Genomic DNA, 17372 nt, shown 5'->3' on the forward strand with positions numbered 1-17372 from the left:
AGAGCAATGGGCTTCCTGCCGAGGCAGTCGTAAGACTCTCTGTGAGAAAACACAGCGTTAGCGTAGCTATCGGAATTACTTCTGATTGCGTTATAATACAAAAGAAGGTTCCCTTCATTTTACAGGGTGCCCCTTGAGGGTATGAAATAAAATTAAGGATATATTGTGAAGAGTCGTTTTACTCCACTTGTCAAATTAAAAAAAAATATAATACAAAAAAGTGAACAATCTTTACAAAAAGCAAACGGTAACTTAAATAGTGCCTCAACGGCGCTTAAGTTGTCGTATAAATTCTTAGAGGATGTAGAACCACCAAAAAGTGGAAAAATGGGCGAAATGCTTGCCTCTAGAATGTTACTAGACTCTCAAAGAGAGTTGATAAACCATAATAAAGAGTGGGTTACATTTGCCTCAAATCAAGTAATTCAAGCAAAAAAACAACTAAAAATCGATATGATAGAGCATGAAAAGTTTCAATATTTAGAGCTTCAAGAGATTAAAGAGGAGCTAAAGAAGAGAGAAGCGGTAGAGGCAAAAGATCTAGACGAAATTGCTTTGATGAGTTATAACGGGAAAAATAGATGATAAAACAACTACTGCTTATTTTTTTTACTTTAACATCTTTGGGTGCGTTAGAGACTAGTGATAAACTCTTTGAGTGTACTGAGATATTTAAAGCAAGAAAGAGTGAACTTCTTATAGAGCTAGAGAGAATAGATGAACAGAAGCAGGCACTTAGCGCCCTAAAGACGGCAACGGAAGAGCTTTTAAAAAAGAGGGAAGCAAAAGTCTCCCAAGAGGAAGAGGCGGTAGAGAGAAAATTGGCTGAAATCTCCGCTAAAGAGAATTCTGTAAAAAAGATGCTTAAGAAAAATGAGGAGATAATAAAAGAGATAAAAAACCTCAAGATGGATAAGATGTCTGAGACTTTTGCAAAAATGAAAGCTGCAAGCGCTGCAAGCGTTCTCTCTGAGATGCAACCCCAAGAGGCAGCAGCCATACTATCCTCACTAAAACCAAAAACAGTCGGAACAATTTTGAGTAAAATGGATGCAAAAAAAGCTTCAGAACTGACGTTAATATTGGTAAAGTAATAGGTATTAGGAAATATTAGTTAGAATCTTTTATTAAATATTAGAATAAAGGTGTTTTGTGCTTAAAAATCTTAACTTTTATAATTTTATGCATAAACAGATTTTAGTACTTATTGCACTTTTTTCTACAACCGCTTTTTCTTACGTTATTATCGGTATAGTTTACTCATCTTACTTTATAGAGGTGTCATGGTATCTGCTAGTGTTGGTCATGTCGTATTGGGGATATAGACTTTATAGCACCTACTCGGAGAGTGAATATACAATTAAGCAAAAAGAGGCGTGGCTAAGCAAGGTAAGATACTTCGTATTTTTTTACTTCTCCACGTGGACTATCATGTTTGTCATCTATGTCTCTCGTGACAATGTTGATCTTCACTACCTTGCGCTCTTTACACAGCTTGGTGTCTCCGTAGTTGCCACTACAATCCTTGTCTCAGAAAAAAGATTGGCAATTTTAATACTCATCTCTTCAATGCTTCCAATAACAATCTACCTTATTCTTGTAGGAGAGTTCTACTCCTATGTTATTGCGGCTCTTACTCTAGTGCTTGCATGGGTGCTTTATTATGGTTCAAGAAACACATATAACTATCTAAAGAGAAATCATGCACAAGCCTACAAAGATTATCTTACAAAACTTGGAAATAGACGTCATTTTATAGACTTACTTGAAGATGCGATAAAGATTCAAAAAAATAGCAATAGATATATGTTTTTAATACTTATAGACCTTGATCACTTCAAAACAATTAATGATGCGCTAGGGCATGATATAGGCGATAAACTCTTAGTAGAAGTCTCTCAGAGAATGCAAAAGCTTACAAAACTCAACAATGGACATATCTCAAGACTCGGCGGAGATGAATTTTGTATCTTAAGCTCAGAACTTAAGACGATAGATGAGTGCAGAAGAAGTGCCGAGAAGTTTGCACATGAGCTCTTGGGCGCCATTAAAGAGACATATATTATAGAGGATCATCATCTCTATATTAGTGCAAGTATCGGCGTAAGCATTATAGACAAACCGACCGTAACGGCAAGCACACTGATAAAAGAGGCAGATATTGCCATGTATGAAGCAAAAGCGAAGGGAAGAGATAGCGTTATTTTATTTAATGATGAACTCTCGGTAAGGGTTGAGAGAAAGTTAGATATAGAGAGGCTGCTTCATTTTGCCATAGAAAACAAAGAGATATCGCTAATGTATCAGCCGCAGTTAAACTCTAAAGCAGAAGTTATTGGGTGCGAGGTTCTTGCACGTTGGAATAGCGAACAGCTAGGTGCTATCTCCCCTGATGAGTTTATCCCGATTTGTGAAAATACCGGCATAATTATTGAGCTTGGATACTATATTTTAGAAGAGGCATTTAAAACATTGCGTGAGTGGGATAGTATGGGCATAGAGCTAGAGCAGTTCTCTATAAATATAAGCATGAGGCAGATTTTTCATACAACTTTTACAGATGACGTACTGAGACTTTGCAAAAGGCATCTTAGCGGTGATTTGAGTTCTAAGATAATTTTTGAGATGACAGAAACGAGTGTTGCAGAGGAGATGAACATAATAATTGCAAAGATGCATAGACTCAAAGAGTGCGGAATCCGTTTCTCCATGGATGACTTTGGAACAGGCTACTCATCACTAAGCTATCTTCGTCAAATCCCTATTGACGAGCTTAAGATCGATAAATCGTTTATATTTGAGTTAAGTGCCTCTTCTCAATCTAAAAACTTGGTAAGGACTATAGTAAATATTGCTAAAAACTTGAACTTAAAGATTGTTGCAGAAGGGGTAGAGTCGGAGTTACAAAACGAGTTTTTACTTAGAGAGAATTGCGATATTTTTCAAGGATACTACTTTTCAAAACCATTAAGTAAAAGTGGGTTTGAAGAGTATTTAGCCGCAAATCTAAAGAAATAGAGAGTAACATATATTTTAATATAGAAATAACTTTTTTCTAATCGTAAACTAACATTACTTATTGTAAAATACAAAAATTAAATTTTAATACATACAAGGTTTATCGATGAAAATATCACTTAAAACTATACCTCATATAGCCAATAAGATTGCAATTGATTTAAATAAAAGTGGTGTTGTTACGATGACAAAAGGTCTTGAGAGCGTTGCAAAAGAGGCTGAGAAAATATTGACTTATGATGTTAAGCAGGAGATGGCTCTTGAAGAGAAGACTCATGAGATATGCGAAGCAAACGAAGAAGAGATAGAGTTTAACCTTGTTGATGAGAGACAACTCTTTTTTATGATTAAGAAAAAAATAGCACCGGAGTTCGGCGTAATACTAAACTATGAAGAGAGATACTCAGATATTTCACACAAAATTTTAGATGAACTTTATGAAGAGGACTTAATTCACTTTGATGTAACGGAAAATCGTATTAAAAATATTATCTACAATGCAATTACATCTTTTATTACTGAGGCTTCTGAGCTTGATACCATTATCATGGACAAAATCAGAACATACAAAAAAAGATATATTCCAGGAACTGATGAGTTTGATATTTTATATGAAAAGCTATACAGAGAAGAGCTTTTAAAAAGAGGTATGGAGTAGTGAGTATGAGTGATTTGAAAAAAAAAGCTTGGTTATATTTTGAGAATGGAACTTTTTTAGAAGCAAATAGCTTTGGAGCAGAGGATACCGTAGTCGGAGAGATAGTTTTTAATGTCTCCATGAGCGGGTATCAAGAGATTATGTCTGACCCATCTTATGCAGGGCAGTTTGTTACATTTACTATGCCGGAGATTGGAAATGTCGGAGTTAATTCTCAAGATATGGAGAGTAAGGCTGCGCATGCAAAGGGTATGATTGTTAGAAAGTACCAAGATAGATACTCCAACTTTAGAGCAGAAGATTCGCTGGCTAACTTTTTAAAAGAGCAAAATGTTATGGGTATATGTGATATCGACACAAGATATATAACTAAAATGCTTAGACGTGAGGGTGCTATGATGATGATAGCCTCCACAGAGATTAGTGACAAAGATGAGTTGAAAAAATTATTGTCAGCTTCGCCTAGAATAGAAGATATTAACTACATAGAGCAGGTAAGCACAAAAACTCCATACAGACATACACAATCTGTATATAATTACAGAGCTTTTGAGTATGACGAGGCTCCTGAGGCGGAAGCAAATATAGTAGTTTTAGACTTTGGTGTAAAAACAAATATCTTAAATGAGCTAGTGGGTGCGAAGATGGGTGTTGAGGTAATTCCAAATGAGTTTAGTGCTCAAGACCTCATAGATAGATATAATAAAAAAGAGATTGATGGTGTTTTTTTATCAAACGGTCCGGGTGATCCGCTAGTTCTTAAAAAAGAGCAAGTAGAGATAAAGAGATTAATTGATGCAAAAGTACCGATGTTTGGGATATGTTTAGGGCATCAACTTCTCTCTATAGCGCATGGTTACGATACATATAAGTTAAAGTTCGGTCACCATGGCGGAAATCAGCCTGTTAAAAACGTAAAGACAGGATTAGTCGAGATAACAGCTCAAAATCACAACTACAATGTTCCCGAGAATATAACAGATATTGCAGATGTCACTCATATAAATCTGTTTGATAACACAATAGAGGGATTAAGGTATAAAGACTCTCCAATTTTTTCAGTGCAACATCATCCAGAAGCTAGCCCCGGACCAAAAGAGAGCAGATATATCTTTAGTGAGTTTCTATCTTTAATAAAAAGATAAAACTCACCTCCTTCTACCTTCCCCTCCAATAACAGCAATTTGTTAATTTAGTGTTAATTGTAAACAAATAGTTAACTAATCTGTGAAAATTGTCTAAAAAATGTCATTCTTTAAGAATTTTCAAACATTTATACTGTTACTATGCTAATGTTAATTAGTTTAATAAATTTAGATCAATTTGATTAGACGTAATTGCTTTGAATCTTTAAGGAGGCTATATATGGAGAATCGTCCATTAGAGTACGACTACACAGTTGCTAAGATGTTTATGCTTACAACAATCATTTTAGGGATTGTCGGTATGCTCATCGGTGTAATATTGGCGTTTCAGCTTGCATATCCAGGGTTAAATTTAATGCTTGGAGAGGGTCTAGCCGAATATACCAATTTTAGTCGTCTTCGTCCGCTGCATACAGATGCAGTTATATTTGGTTTTACATTAAGTGGTGTTTTTGCTACATGGTACTATGTCGGTCAGCGTGTATTAAAAGTATCAATGGCAGAATCTAGATTATTAATGGTGCTTGGAAAGCTGCATTTTTGGCTATATATAGTTGTAGTAGCAGCAGCTGTTGTGTCGCTTTTTGCCGGTGTTACAAGTTCAAAAGAGTATGCCGAATTTGAGTGGCCAATTGATATCGGCGTAGTTGTGGTATGGGTAATATTTGGAATGAGTATGTTTGGTCTTATCGGTATCCGCCGTGAAAAATCACTCTATATCTCTGTTTGGTACTTTATTGCTACATTCTTAGGTATAGCAATGCTTTACCTTTTCAACAACATGGCAATTCCTACTATTTTAGGTACTGCTGCTGATGGTACAAGTGGAATTGGTGCATGGTATCACTCAGTTTCAATGTATGCCGGAACAAATGATGCGCTTGTACAGTGGTGGTATGGGCACAATGCAGTTGCATTTGGTTTTACAGTTCCTATTGTTGGTATGATTTACTACTTTTTACCAAAAGAGTCTGGGCAAGCGATTTATTCATATAAACTCTCTTTGCTTTCGTTTTGGGGATTGATGTTTGTTTATCTGTGGGCCGGCGGTCACCACCTTCTATACTCAACTGTTCCTGATTGGATGCAGACGATGGCTTCGATATTTTCAGTAATATTGATTCTTCCATCTTGGGGTTCAGCTATCAATATGCTTCTTACTATGAAGGGTGAGTGGCAACAAGTTGCGGCTTCTCCGCTTATTAAGTTTATGGTACTAGCTTCGACTTTTTACATGTTCTCAACACTAGAAGGTCCGATTCAAGCAATTAAATCAGTTAACGCAATAGCACACTTTACTGACTGGATCGTCGGTCATGTACATGACGGTGTTCTTGGTTGGGTTGGCTTTATGATTATGGCTGCACTCTACCATATGGCTCCGCGTGTGTTTAAGCGTGAGATTTACTCTAAATCGCTAATGACGGCACAGTTTTGGATTCAAACACTTGGTGTTGTTTTATATTTCACTTCTATGTGGATTGCCGGTATTACACAAGGTATGATGTGGCGTGCTCATGATGAGTTTGGTAACTTAGCTTACTCATTCATCGATACCGTTACTGTTTTACACCCTTACTATACTATTCGTGGTATAGGTGGTTTACTCTATTTGGTTGGTTTTTTAATGTTTGCATATAACATCTATAAAACTATGTCTGCTCGCCCTGTTGAAGAGCGTGAGCTACAAAATGCATCGCCTATGGGCGCTTAAAAGGAGGATAGTATTATGTTTCATTGGTTAGAAAAGCATCCGTTCTTTTTTGCGGTAGGTGTTTTTATAGTAATTGCTTTTGCAGGTTTAGTTGAAATTCTTCCTAGTTTTGCTCAAGCATCTCGTCCTGTAATCGGTACGGCACCTTACTCTACTTTAGAGTTAGCGGGTCGTCATGTTTATATTAAAAACAGTTGTAATGCTTGTCACTCGCAACTTGTTCGTCCATTTAAGTCGGAGACTGACCGTTACGGTCACTATAGCTTAAGCGGTGAGTACGCTTATGATAGACCGTTCCTTTGGGGCTCTAAGAGAACCGGACCGGATTTGATGCGTGTAGGTAACTACAGAACTACAGATTGGCATGAGAACCATATGATGGATCCTGCCTCTGTTGTTCCAGGCTCGGTTATGCCTGCTTATAGATGGATGTTTACAAACAAAGCTGACATAGATACAGCATTTGCGGAGCAGCTGACAGTCGCAGAGTATTTTCAAGTTCCATATAATCAACCGGTTCCTATGAAAGATGGATCTAGCGTAGTTGTAAAGATGGGAAGCAGTGTTGCAGAAGCTAATGCTATTGCTTTAGAAGAGGCAAAAGCTATTGCGGCAGACATGAGAGATCAAGATGTCAAAGATGCGGTAGAGCGTGGCGAGATTCCTGAAATAGTCGCATTAATTGCATACTTAAATAGTCTAAAGTAGAGAGGTTTGTAGTGGATATAGCACAATTACAGGCTTATGGATACTTTACATTAACAATAGTTCTTGTTATAGCTCTATATAGCTATATATATCATCTTTATAGCAAGAAGAAAGATGTTGATGGAGTTGACTATGAGAGTTATAGTGATATGGCACTTAAAGATGATTTGGATGATACTCCGGTATCGCCTAAATCTGATGAGAAAGAGAAATAGGAGAAAGATATGAATAAGCTTTATCTTGGGGGAATCATATTTGCTGTATTGATGATGATACTGACATATTTATCTGTCGGTAGCTCAAAAGGCGGTCTAAATGATGATATCGTCAACGTACTTGCCATTACAGGAGCAATAGCGCTAGTAATAATTACCGTTTTTGTTGTAATTAAATATGTGCGTCAAATGCAAGTCGATACAGCAACAGGTGACCTCGCTGATGAAAATTGGGATGGAATAGGTGAATATAATAATAATATTCCTACCGGCTGGGGTATTATGTTTTTACTTACCATGATATGGGGTATGTGGTATTGGACGATTGGATATCCGGTAAATGCATACTCACAAATCGGTGAGTATAACGAAGATGTTGCAGTGCACGATGCAAAGTTTGAAGCAAAATATAAAGATATTGTAGGTGAGAGACTTATCGAGATGGGAGAGTCTGTCTTCTTGGCCGAGTGTAAAGTCTGTCATGGTCTCAGTGCAGACGGTATTGACGGCAAAGCTGCCGACTTAAATGTAAGAATAGAGAAGCAGACGGTAAAACATGTGATAGAGAACGGTTCAAACTATAAACTCTTAGGTTTTGAAATGCCGATGCCAAATCGTAGCGGTCTGATGAATGCAAACTCAGGTTATGCGCCAATTACAGATGCTGAGATAGATACGGTTTCTGCTTATGTTGCAAACGGTTTTAGCGGAGAGGGCGAAGATATATATGCAGGCACTTGTGCTCTGTGTCATGGTCAAGACGGCAGAGGTATTGATAGCATGGCTCCAAATATCAGAGATTATGATATAGCTTTAGTTACTAATGTTCTTACATATGGTAAAAAAGGTGCTATGGGAACTATGCCTAAGTTTGACAGACTTAATGATAAGCAAAAAGAAGCTGTTAGTGCTTATATCACTAGCATAAGTAAATAAGGAGTCTGGGATGAATGATAATAGAAGCATATTTTCTCTCGACGGCATAACAGGTATGCTAATAGCAACTATTTTGCTTTTGGCTATTTTGGCTGGATTAACTGTATGGGCAATAAATGTTCAAAGTACAAGCGCTGCAAACTTTTATGACATTAAAGATGAGCATCTTATACAGATGAGAAGCGTTGATAACGCTAAGCATTTAGTAGATGTGAAGTAAAGGATATATAATGGAAAAAATAATTTCTTGGGGTCTGGTAATAATGGCTCTTTATACACTTTACGCTGTTTTGACACCAAATCATCTATTTATAGGTTAGGAAATTTCATTGAAATTTTCAAGAGGGCTTGCGGCCCTCATGCTTGCACTGCTTTTTAAGACATCATTAGTAGCACAATATTTATATAAAGATGAACTGATTTTTAATCCTGCATTTAGTGCAGAGGTTGAAAAACTAGGTTTAGAGCTATATCAAAAAACGGGAATATCTTTAAGATTAGTAATGCTTAAAGAGTTGCCAAATGAGATGAATATAGTTGAGTATGAAAAAGAGTTGATGAAGGAGTTTAGTGAGCCTACAATTCTACTTACATTCTCAGAGAGAAACTCCAAAGTTGATATTTTAGCTAGTGAGACATCTTTATATGAATATTTTGACAAAAAACAGGTATTAAGTCCTGTCTCCTCTTCTGTTCAGGCATTTGTAGTTGCACTTTTGAGCATGAATTTTAGCGATATGAGCAGCGGCGGCACTATATTACCGCTTTTAGCTCAAAAAGCTAAAGAGAGTGAGCTATTAGGTAAGTACTCAGGAGCCATGTTTAACGGCTATGCCGATATTGCCGAGCAAATAGCAAAAAACAGAGGGGTAGTTCTTGAAAATGCCGTCGGAAGTGCAAACCAAAACGCTATTTTCCTTGTAAAAGTGTTGTTCTACGGTTTTATTGTTTATGGTATATTTCTCTATATTAAAAGAAAATTATATATTAGAAGGCAAAAAAATGAATCTAAGTAACGGCAGAGTTTGGCCTTATGCAATCGGAGCTTCAATTATATTCATATTCGGTGCTTGTGTAGCTACAATAGTTGTTGCAAATACGCTTCCGGTTGAAAAAAGCGATACCTACATGATGGGTTATCATGAGGCTGACGCAAAAGCAAATGAGATTTTAGAAGCTGCTGTTGAGTTTAACAACAACTACAAGATAGAGTATATTTCAGATAAGCTTGATTTGCAAAATAGTATTATAAAATATAGAGTAAGTGACCTCGACTCAAATCCTGTTAATGATGCAGAGATAAAAATTGTTATAACTAGACCAAATAACCATAAGTATGACCAAGAGCTAAATAATCCAAAAGTTCAAAACGGTATCTACAGTTTTGACTCAATTAAACTTGAGCAAGAGGGTAGATGGGATGTTATGGCAAAAGTAACCATTGGCAAACTACAAAGATTTTACAATGTTAAAGCAGACACAAGAGAGAGTAAAATTATAGAGTATTAGGTTATAATAAACCTATGAATGAATCTTTAACTGTACTTCCCTCAGCCCGTGCAATAAGAGAAAAACTCTTCAACATAGAGGGTTCAAGCCTCTTTTTACCAAACTATACAACCATGAGCGACTTTGTCTCAAAGCTCTCTATTGTCAAAGATTTTAAGACATTAGATGAAGATGGCAGAGTTATACTTTTGCTTGAGGCGAGTGACTTTAAAAACTTTACAAATCTTCAAATCCAACGAAACTTTTTCACTTTTACAAAAAACTCATCATATATACTAAAATTTTACGAAGAGTTAAGTGCAGAGATGTATGATATAAGCGTACTTGAATCTTCTGATATATATGGCGAGTATGAGGAACATATAGCGATACTTCAAGAGCTATATAGCAGGTATGAGCAGCTCTGTATGGATAAAAAACTACTCGATAAGATATTTTTACCAAAACTTTACACCTTTAATGAAGAGTATGTAAAAAAATATCAAAATATAGAGCTTCATGTAGATGGTCATCTCACAAATTTTGAACTATCGCTTTTAGATAAGTGTTGCGAGTTTAGTAGTGTAAATATCCTCTTTAGTGCAAGCCGATTTAACACGAAAATGCAGAAGAAGTTTTTAGAGTTAGGCATAGAGCTAGAGATAGGGTACAGCTACAAAATTTCTCTAAATACAAAAGAGATACTCCAAAAAGAGAGTATTGTCCAAAACAGTAGAGTCACATGTGAAGCATTTAGCGAACCTGCATTGCAGGTTGCATTTGTCAAAAAAAAGATATATGACTTCGTACAAAAGGGCTACAGACCTGAGCGCATCGCAGTTGTTTTGCCTGATGAGAGTTTTGCGGATATATTAAAGATGTTTGATGAGAAATCAAACTTTAACTTTGCTATGGGAGAGCCTTTTAGCTCAACTTATATCTATGAGAAGTTAAGTGCTACATGCAAGTTTATAGAGCAAGACTCAAAAGAGAATGAGGCGAGATTAGATAGAGTCGGCGATGAGTTTTACATAAAGTTACGTAACATATACGCAAAAAAGAGCCAAGATGTAGATGTTTTAGAGTTTTTAAAGAGTTACAAAGAGAGTTTTTTCGGCAAAAGTGAGCTAAAGATTTATGAAGAGGAGCTTTATGCCTTTAAAAATATACTCTCTTTCATGAGAGATATGAGTGTAAAATCGGTTATAACTCTATTTTTGCAAAGGCTATCAAGTCGAACGCTCGATGATGTAAGAGGCGGGAAAATAACAGTCATGGGAGTTTTAGAGACACGATCGGTAGAGTTTGATGCAGTAATCATAGTTGACTTTAATGACTCAAATGTTCCAAAAAAGAGCGATAAAGATATGTTTTTAAACACAAACATAAGAGAAGCGGCAAACCTTCCGACAATGAGTGATAGGGAAAACCTTCAAAAACACTACTATGAGATGCTTATTAACAACACAAAAGAGGTGGCAATATCATTTGTAAAATCTAAAGAGAGCACGGCTTCGAGATTTTTAAAGCAGCTTAGTATAAAAGAGAGCAGTAGCCATGGTGAGCAGGGTTATGCAGAAGTGCTTTTTAATAGCGCAATCCCAAGAGCCATCAGAGAAGAAGATATAGTGCTTGAGTATAGCTTTAGGGGTAAGACGCTCTCGGCAACAAGACTAAAGACATTTCTAACATGTAAGAGAAAGTACTATTATAACTATGTTAAATCTATAAGAGAGCATGAGATACCCAAAGATATGCCGCAAGAGCATGAAATCGGCTCTGCCGTTCATAGTGCTTTAAAAGAGCTATATAGCAAAAAAAGTTTTTACGACAACATAGATATGCTCAAGAGAGATCTGCATACAGAGCTAAAGAGCGTTGCGGGAGAGAGTGAGTTTGAGAGATACCTTCTTGCTATACAAGAGAGAAGAATGGAGCTGTTTTGCGAAAATGAGATTCAGAGATTTGCAGATGGTTGGAGAGTAGAGATGTGCGAAGTGACTCTTCAAAGAGAGTTTGCAGGGCTGATGCTAGGCGGTCAGATAGATAGAGTCGATAAAAAAGGCAACGATATATATGTTCTTGACTATAAAACCGGCTCATACCCGCTCTACAGCGAGAAGAACTTTACAGAGGCTACAGATTTTCAGCTGGAGTTTTACTATCTTTTAGCAGGCACTATCGGCAATGTCGTAGGGTGCGGATATTATGACTTAAAGGAGTCTAAGATTGTAGAGGAAGCCCTTTTAGAAGAGAAACTCTCTCTTTTAGAGTCGCATATAAATGATTTGCTAAAGATTGAAGATGTAAACTTTAGCAAGTGCGAAGATGTAAAAAACTGCCTCTTTTGTGAGTACAAGATTATGTGTGGTAGAGAGTAATGTTTATAAATAACCTAGCTTATGAGGCGAGTGCTGGAAGCGGAAAGACTTTTATGCTTGTTGTTAGGTACTTGAGCCTTCTGTTTAAGGGTGCCGAGCCTTCAAAGATACTGGCACTTACATTTACAAACAAAGCGGCAAGCGAGATGCAGGAGAGGATTGTCTCTACATTAGAGGAGCTTGAGAGCAGAGGAGAGCTTGATGAGATTGCAAAGGTTACAAATCTCTCACGCGAGTATCTGCTTGAAAATCGTAAAAAAATCTTAAATGAGTTTTTAAACTCGCACACAAAGATTATGACAATAGATAGTTTTTTTACGAAAATACTTAGAAAATTCTCACTTTACGCCTCCTTGATGCCTGATTTTTCCACATTTAGCTCTCAACATGAATTAAAACTATTGGCTAGATTTTTAAAGGAAGTAAGTGTAGCAGGCAAAAGAGAGACGCTAATTACTCTCTCTCTGCACTCAAACAAGAGAGTAACAGATATATTTGGACTGCTCGATGAGTTTTATACCAAATCTCACGAGCTAGAGGGTATGGAGTTTAAAAAGCAAGATTTTAGGCAATTTGAAGAGGAGGCGATGCAGAGTCTGTTGCATCTTCAAAAGATTGTCGCTTCATGCAAAGATGCTTCCACAACAGTATTAAATGCCGTAGAGGCGAAAGATTTTAAAGAGCTGAGCCAAAAGGCATGGGTTGGCAGAGAATCTCTGAATTACAGAACCTTTTCAAAATGTTTTACTCCTGCTATGGATGATCTGCTCTTTGAGATTCAAGAAGCCGTTAAAAATCAAAACCAAGCACGTGAACAAAACTTCTTTTTTGCGATAAAAGAGCTTGTAGATATTTATGCAAAGAGCAAAAAAGCACTCTACATGGATGACAGCGAGCTTAGTTTTAGTGATGTCACATATCTGGTTTATAAAATTTTAAAGCTTCTTGATGATAGCCAATTTCTGTATTTTAGGCTTGATGCGCAGATAGAGCATATGCTGCTTGACGAGTTTCAAGATACTAGCATACTACAGTATGAGATATTAAAACCGCTCATAGAGGAGATAACATCAGGCAAAGGTACAAGTGAGGATGGCAGCTTCTTTTTTGTAGGAGATGTAAAGCAGTCTATATATAGATTTCGCGGCGGAGTGAGCGCACTTTTTGATGTGGTAAGAAGCGATAACGGTACACATGTCCAGAAGCTTTTGACAAATTATCGTTCACAAAAAGAGGTTGTTGAGTTCGTAAACATGGTATTTGAAGATAATATTAAAAACTACACTCCTCAACTAGTTCGCAGTGGGGCAGACGGCGGCTATGTAGAGGTCGTTCAAAACGATGAACTGCTTCAGGAGGTAGTAGTTCAGATTCAGAGACTTTTAGAGCTTGGGGCAGATGTAAATGAGATAGCTGTTCTTTGTGCTACAAACGGCGACGGCATAGAGGTTGAGAAGATATTACGTGCCAATAATATAGAGGTAGTGACAGAGACTACGACAAAGCTTATAAATCAAAATAGTATAAAAGCGATTTTGGAGTATTTAAAGTATCAATATTTTGGCGAAGATATCTACATGTACAACTTTTTTGCTCTTATTGCGCAAGAGATAAAGCCCATAAAAAGGGTTGATTTAAAGAAAACTAAGCTTCTTGGTATCGTAAAAGATATGATAGATGAGTTTAAACTCTTTAGCGATGATTTCAATCTCATTAGATTTTTAAATGCAATATCAAGATACAGTGATATTGAAGCTCTACTTTTTGAGTATGAGAGGCTAGATATAAGCGCCGCGGCTTCAGAGCTTAACGGCGTAAGAGTGCTTACCGTTCATAAATCAAAAGGGCTGGAGTATGAGCATGTCATAGTTCTAGACAGGCTTAAAAAAGCTCCGCCCTCACGTGATGCAATAATCTATGAGTATGATGGCATAGAGCTAAAAAATATCTATCTTCGCACAAAAGGAAGGGACGCAGTTGATAAGGAGTATGCAGCTGCCCTGCTAAAAGAGAAGAGTTTAATAAGAGAGGATAATCTAAACGCCCTGTATGTGGCATTTACAAGAGCAAGGGAGAACTTAATAGTACTCTTAAAATCAAAAGATTCTATGTTTGAGAATTTAAACCTTCGGCAAAATAAGTACGGGAATTTAAGGTGCAGTAAAAAACTTTATGTAGAGGAAGCAAAAGAGTCGCATAGGTTGGAGTATAAAGAGCTATACTATGGAACGCAGAGTGATATATTGGCTGTTGAAAAAGAGCATGAAGATGATATAAAAGCTATAAATTTCGGTATTGCGATGCACTACATGTTGGAGATGCTTGGAGAGTTTAATGAGAAAAGTATTGCCTATGCAAAAGATATGCTTGTAAATAAGTATGGGCATATATTAGAAGATGAAGAGATAGAGGATATTCAAAATAGGGTAAGAGCACTCTTACAGAGCGATGAATTTATCTCCCTACTAGGGGTCAAATGTTATAGAGAGAAAATATTAAGATACAAAAAAAGTATTAAGTATATTGATCTTTTAGTAAAAACAGATTCTGCAAAATGGAATATTATTGATTATAAAAGCGCAATCTCCCATCAAAAAAAGCATCTTAAGCAGGTAGGCTCATATGTTAAGGCAGTAAAAGAGATAACGGGTGATGAGGCAGAGGGGTATATCTGCTATCTATTGGCAGAGGGCATAAAAATTATTAAAATCTAGAGGAGAGTCTCTTAAAAAACCTCTACCCTATTTCGTCCGAGTTTTTTAGCATTATAGAGAGCCTCATCAGCCTCTGAAAACATTGTTTCATAACTCTCATGCTCTTGGCTGCGCATACTGTTAACACCTATACTTGTTGTTAGGCTTATGGTCTGTTCCTCAAACACTACCGCCTCTTGCTCAATACTCTTTCTTATAGAGTCAGCAACTTTTACTGCTGTATGCAAATCGGTCTCAGGCAGTATAATTACTATCTCTTCTCCGCCGTAACGCCCGATAAAGTCAGTCTCTCTTTGATGTTTTTTAATTCTAGCACTAACTTGTCTTAGTACTTCATCTCCAGCCATATGCCCGTAGGTGTCGTTAATCTGTTTGAAGTGGTCAAGGTCGATAATCATAACAGAGAGCTCTTTATCGTATCTTTTTGCTCTTTTAAACTCGGCTTCAAGGCTCTCTTCAAGATAGCCTCTGCTCCAAAGTCCCGTTAGAGAATCTGTTTTACTTAGAAGCTCTATCTCTTTTGTTCGCTGTTTTACCAGATGCTCTAGTCGCTCTTTTTCTGATCTAGACTGCTCAATTGCAGAGAAGTAAATCAGTCTTGAGGTTAGAAGTGCAAAGAGCAGGGCAATTACCGCAGTTACTGTAGCCGTAGTAAAGAGTCTAGTTTCATGATCTATGTAAGTTGTCGCATCAATGAGCAGTAAGAGTTTCATCTTCTCATTGTTCTCATGCATATGTGAATCAATCATGGTGCGGTATCTTAACTTCCCGTCAATCTTTACAATACTTGACTCAAAAGTATCTCTATCTTTTATCTTTGTTGAGATACGTCTGTTATCGCTGCTGGCAAAAACATTGTTATCTGCATCTATAATAGATATCTCTATGATACTTTTTGCCGATTCGATGTAAGCGTGTAAGAAATCATTTATATTTATCTTTTTAAGTATAGCCAGACTGTTTGTTATAGAGCCGTCCATAGATTTTAGTAAGTTTTGAATGTCAACTTCTCTTCTGAGAATGGAGAAGTTATCAGGAGATCCGTTTTGCAAATTATACTCTGATATATCAACAGCCAAATCAATAATCCCAATAAGCTTGTTCTCTAAATGTATAGGGTAGTAGATTGACATAACATCTACAAAATCACGAACCTCAAAAAAGAATGTATTTAACTTACGGTTGCCTTTTGTTGCTTCAATAAAACTCTCTGATGTTAAAACTTTTCCTATCTCATCTCTAAAGATTGAGTTTTTGATTGTACCGTCGGGCTCAATATACCTAAACTCAAATATCTCCAGACCAAAAGAGACATCATTTACAAGCTTTTGAAGATTAATGGTAGATTTTATATCATGAAAACGCTCTATTGCCGAAGAGACTGAGCTGGCAATATTGAGAGAGTTATTGTGAAGCTGTGTTAGCAGAAGACTCTTCTGTGTCTTATAGTTGTAGTAAGATAGATAAGCTATGCCGACAACTAAAGAGAAGAGAATTAGCGGAACCGCATATTTTTTATTAAAAGAGAGCATTAGTGTCCTGTATTTGGATCGGCATTTTTATAACTATCATACGCTTTTTCAAAATCATGATAAGCTTTGTTCCAACGCTGAGTATGACAGCTTTTACACATATTTTCAAGGATTTTTGGGTTGTCTGCGCCCGCAAGAAAACCGCCCCCCGTGAATTTTTTAACTTCATTTTTTGTTTTATCTTTTGCCAAGGCTATATGAACATTGCCGGGACCATGACACCCTTCACATTGAACGTTTGCAAGCCTTGGAGTTTTTTCCATATCAATAAAACCGGTGGGCATAAGGTGTCCTGTGGAGTGACACATAAGACAGTGAGAGTTTTTTTCATTTCCGGATGTCACAAGACTCTCCATCGCGTGATCATGCGGATCTTGTTTTCTGCCTAAAAAGAAGTTTCTGTGGCACAAGCGACACTTTGAGTTGCCGACATAACTATACTCCCCCGAATTTATAGCATCATTATATGCTCTATCCCCCATAGATTGTTTTAGTGGAATCTCAGGCATAGGAGAGTTCAACTCATCAATAACTCTTTGATTCTCAACCGCATATAGATTTACAAAAAAAAGTAACGCTAAAGCAGCTGAGATTTTTTTAAAATAACTAACTCTCATTCATCATACTCTTTGATATTTATTAAAATAAGATAATTTTTACCTCTTTTTCATTATATCATTTTAAATATTGAATTTTTCTAAAGTTTAAATAGAACTCATAATAAAGAAAGAGGGGTAAGTAAATTCTAAACCTTAAAATAATCATAAATTAAGTTTCCTGTAAGTAAAAAAAGATATACTTTCGCCAATTAAACGGGCATTTTAAATGTTAATGTTAAGAAAATTACTTGAAAGGTTCAAGAA

16 protein-coding genes are annotated in these 17372 nt (G+C 36.6%); 14 read left to right on the forward strand and 2 right to left on the reverse strand.

The features are described 5' to 3' along the window. Positions 1–165 precede the first annotated feature (165 nt). From M0Q20_RS07140 to M0Q20_RS07205, 14 genes are all read left to right on the forward strand, one after another. Complete coding sequence (locus M0Q20_RS07140) at positions 166–585, forward strand: flagellar export protein FliJ (protein ID WP_295059842.1); 420 nt, start codon at positions 166–168, stop codon at positions 583–585. Beyond that, positions 582–1094: a PDP protein gene (locus M0Q20_RS07145; RefSeq protein WP_295059844.1), complete on the forward strand. Its 513-nt coding sequence runs from the start codon at positions 582–584 to the stop codon at positions 1092–1094. Before M0Q20_RS07140 ends, M0Q20_RS07145 begins: the two co-directional genes overlap by 4 nt. 58 nt (positions 1095–1152) lie before the next feature. Next, complete coding sequence (locus M0Q20_RS07150) at positions 1153–3018, forward strand: bifunctional diguanylate cyclase/phosphodiesterase (protein WP_295059847.1); 1866 nt, start codon at positions 1153–1155, stop codon at positions 3016–3018. Positions 3019–3124: 106 nt separating this feature from the next. After that, entirely contained in the window at positions 3125–3676 is a 552-nt protein-coding gene (locus M0Q20_RS07155) for a DUF507 family protein (protein ID WP_295059850.1), read from the forward strand. Between the two features lie 5 nt (positions 3677–3681). Continuing rightward, positions 3682–4821 carry a glutamine-hydrolyzing carbamoyl-phosphate synthase small subunit gene (gene carA / locus M0Q20_RS07160; RefSeq protein WP_295059854.1) on the forward strand — a complete coding sequence of 380 codons (1140 nt, stop codon included), beginning with the start codon at positions 3682–3684 and terminating at the stop codon, positions 4819–4821. A 220-nt stretch (positions 4822–5041) separates the two neighbouring features. Continuing rightward, positions 5042–6535 carry a cytochrome-c oxidase, cbb3-type subunit I gene (ccoN, locus tag M0Q20_RS07165; RefSeq protein WP_295059857.1) on the forward strand — a complete coding sequence of 498 codons (1494 nt, stop codon included), beginning with the start codon at positions 5042–5044 and terminating at the stop codon, positions 6533–6535. A gap of 15 nt (positions 6536–6550) precedes the next feature. Then, the gene (gene ccoO / locus M0Q20_RS07170; RefSeq protein WP_295059860.1) at positions 6551–7243 is read left to right on the forward strand and encodes a cytochrome-c oxidase, cbb3-type subunit II; all 693 of its coding nucleotides are present in this window, start codon (positions 6551–6553) and stop codon (positions 7241–7243) included. Positions 7244–7254: 11 nt separating this feature from the next. Next, on the forward strand, positions 7255–7458 hold the full coding sequence (locus tag M0Q20_RS07175) for a cytochrome c oxidase, cbb3-type, CcoQ subunit (protein ID WP_295059863.1): 204 nt from the start codon (positions 7255–7257) through the stop codon (positions 7456–7458). Positions 7459–7467: 9 nt separating this feature from the next. Beyond that, positions 7468–8394 carry a c-type cytochrome gene (locus tag M0Q20_RS07180; protein WP_295059866.1) on the forward strand — a complete coding sequence of 309 codons (927 nt, stop codon included), beginning with the start codon at positions 7468–7470 and terminating at the stop codon, positions 8392–8394. 10 nt (positions 8395–8404) lie between these two features. Next, on the forward strand, positions 8405–8614 hold the full coding sequence (locus tag M0Q20_RS07185; protein ID WP_295059867.1) for a DUF4006 family protein: 210 nt from the start codon (positions 8405–8407) through the stop codon (positions 8612–8614). A gap of 109 nt (positions 8615–8723) precedes the next feature. Then, on the forward strand, positions 8724–9410 hold the full coding sequence (locus M0Q20_RS07190; RefSeq protein WP_295059870.1) for a 3-dehydroquinate dehydratase: 687 nt from the start codon (positions 8724–8726) through the stop codon (positions 9408–9410). Further along, entirely contained in the window at positions 9397–9903 is a 507-nt protein-coding gene (locus M0Q20_RS07195; RefSeq protein WP_295059873.1) for a FixH family protein, read from the forward strand. The genes M0Q20_RS07190 and M0Q20_RS07195 overlap by 14 nt, the downstream gene beginning before the upstream one ends. A gap of 14 nt (positions 9904–9917) precedes the next feature. Beyond that, positions 9918–12263 (forward strand): PD-(D/E)XK nuclease family protein, encoded by a 2346-nt coding sequence (locus M0Q20_RS07200; RefSeq protein ID WP_295059876.1) that lies wholly within the window; start codon positions 9918–9920, stop codon positions 12261–12263. Then, entirely contained in the window at positions 12263–14977 is a 2715-nt protein-coding gene (locus tag M0Q20_RS07205; protein ID WP_295059879.1) for a RecB-like helicase, read from the forward strand. The genes M0Q20_RS07200 and M0Q20_RS07205 overlap by 1 nt, the downstream gene beginning before the upstream one ends. Positions 14978–14988: 11 nt before the next feature. On the opposite strand, the gene M0Q20_RS07210 is transcribed toward M0Q20_RS07205, so the two are convergent. Then, complete coding sequence (locus tag M0Q20_RS07210; protein WP_295059882.1) at positions 14989–16509, reverse strand: GGDEF domain-containing protein; 1521 nt, start codon at positions 16507–16509, stop codon at positions 14989–14991. Beyond that, positions 16509–17126, reverse strand: coding sequence for a multiheme c-type cytochrome (locus tag M0Q20_RS07215; protein ID WP_295059884.1), 618 nt, complete (start codon positions 17124–17126; stop codon positions 16509–16511). Before M0Q20_RS07215 ends, M0Q20_RS07210 begins: the two co-directional genes overlap by 1 nt. Positions 17127–17372: the final 246 nt, after the last annotated feature.

Origin of the sequence: Sulfurimonas sp. (genome assembly GCF_023229025.1) — a bacterium.
Taxonomy (GTDB): domain Bacteria; phylum Campylobacterota; class Campylobacteria; order Campylobacterales; family Sulfurimonadaceae; genus Sulfurimonas.

Bases quoted from the DNA above. Each gene is read 5' to 3' on its own strand.
- M0Q20_RS07145 (WP_295059844.1), top strand. From the start codon at position 582: ATGATAAAACAACTACTGCTTATTTTTTTTACTTTAACATCTTTGGGT.
- M0Q20_RS07155 (WP_295059850.1), top strand. From the start codon at position 3,125: ATGAAAATATCACTTAAAACTATACCTCATATAGCCAATAAGATTGCA.
- carA (WP_295059854.1), top strand. From the start codon at position 3,682: ATGAGTGATTTGAAAAAAAAAGCTTGGTTATATTTTGAGAATGGAACT.
- ccoN (WP_295059857.1), top strand. From the start codon at position 5,042: ATGGAGAATCGTCCATTAGAGTACGACTACACAGTTGCTAAGATGTTT.
- ccoO (WP_295059860.1), top strand. From the start codon at position 6,551: ATGTTTCATTGGTTAGAAAAGCATCCGTTCTTTTTTGCGGTAGGTGTT.
- M0Q20_RS07180 (WP_295059866.1), top strand. From the start codon at position 7,468: ATGAATAAGCTTTATCTTGGGGGAATCATATTTGCTGTATTGATGATG.
- M0Q20_RS07185 (WP_295059867.1), top strand. From the start codon at position 8,405: ATGAATGATAATAGAAGCATATTTTCTCTCGACGGCATAACAGGTATG.
- M0Q20_RS07195 (WP_295059873.1), top strand. From the start codon at position 9,397: ATGAATCTAAGTAACGGCAGAGTTTGGCCTTATGCAATCGGAGCTTCA.
- M0Q20_RS07200 (WP_295059876.1), top strand. From the start codon at position 9,918: ATGAATGAATCTTTAACTGTACTTCCCTCAGCCCGTGCAATAAGAGAA.
- M0Q20_RS07205 (WP_295059879.1), top strand. From the start codon at position 12,263: ATGTTTATAAATAACCTAGCTTATGAGGCGAGTGCTGGAAGCGGAAAG.
- M0Q20_RS07210 (WP_295059882.1), bottom strand. From the start codon at position 16,509: ATGCTCTCTTTTAATAAAAAATATGCGGTTCCGCTAATTCTCTTCTCT.
- M0Q20_RS07215 (WP_295059884.1), bottom strand. From the start codon at position 17,126: ATGAGAGTTAGTTATTTTAAAAAAATCTCAGCTGCTTTAGCGTTACTT.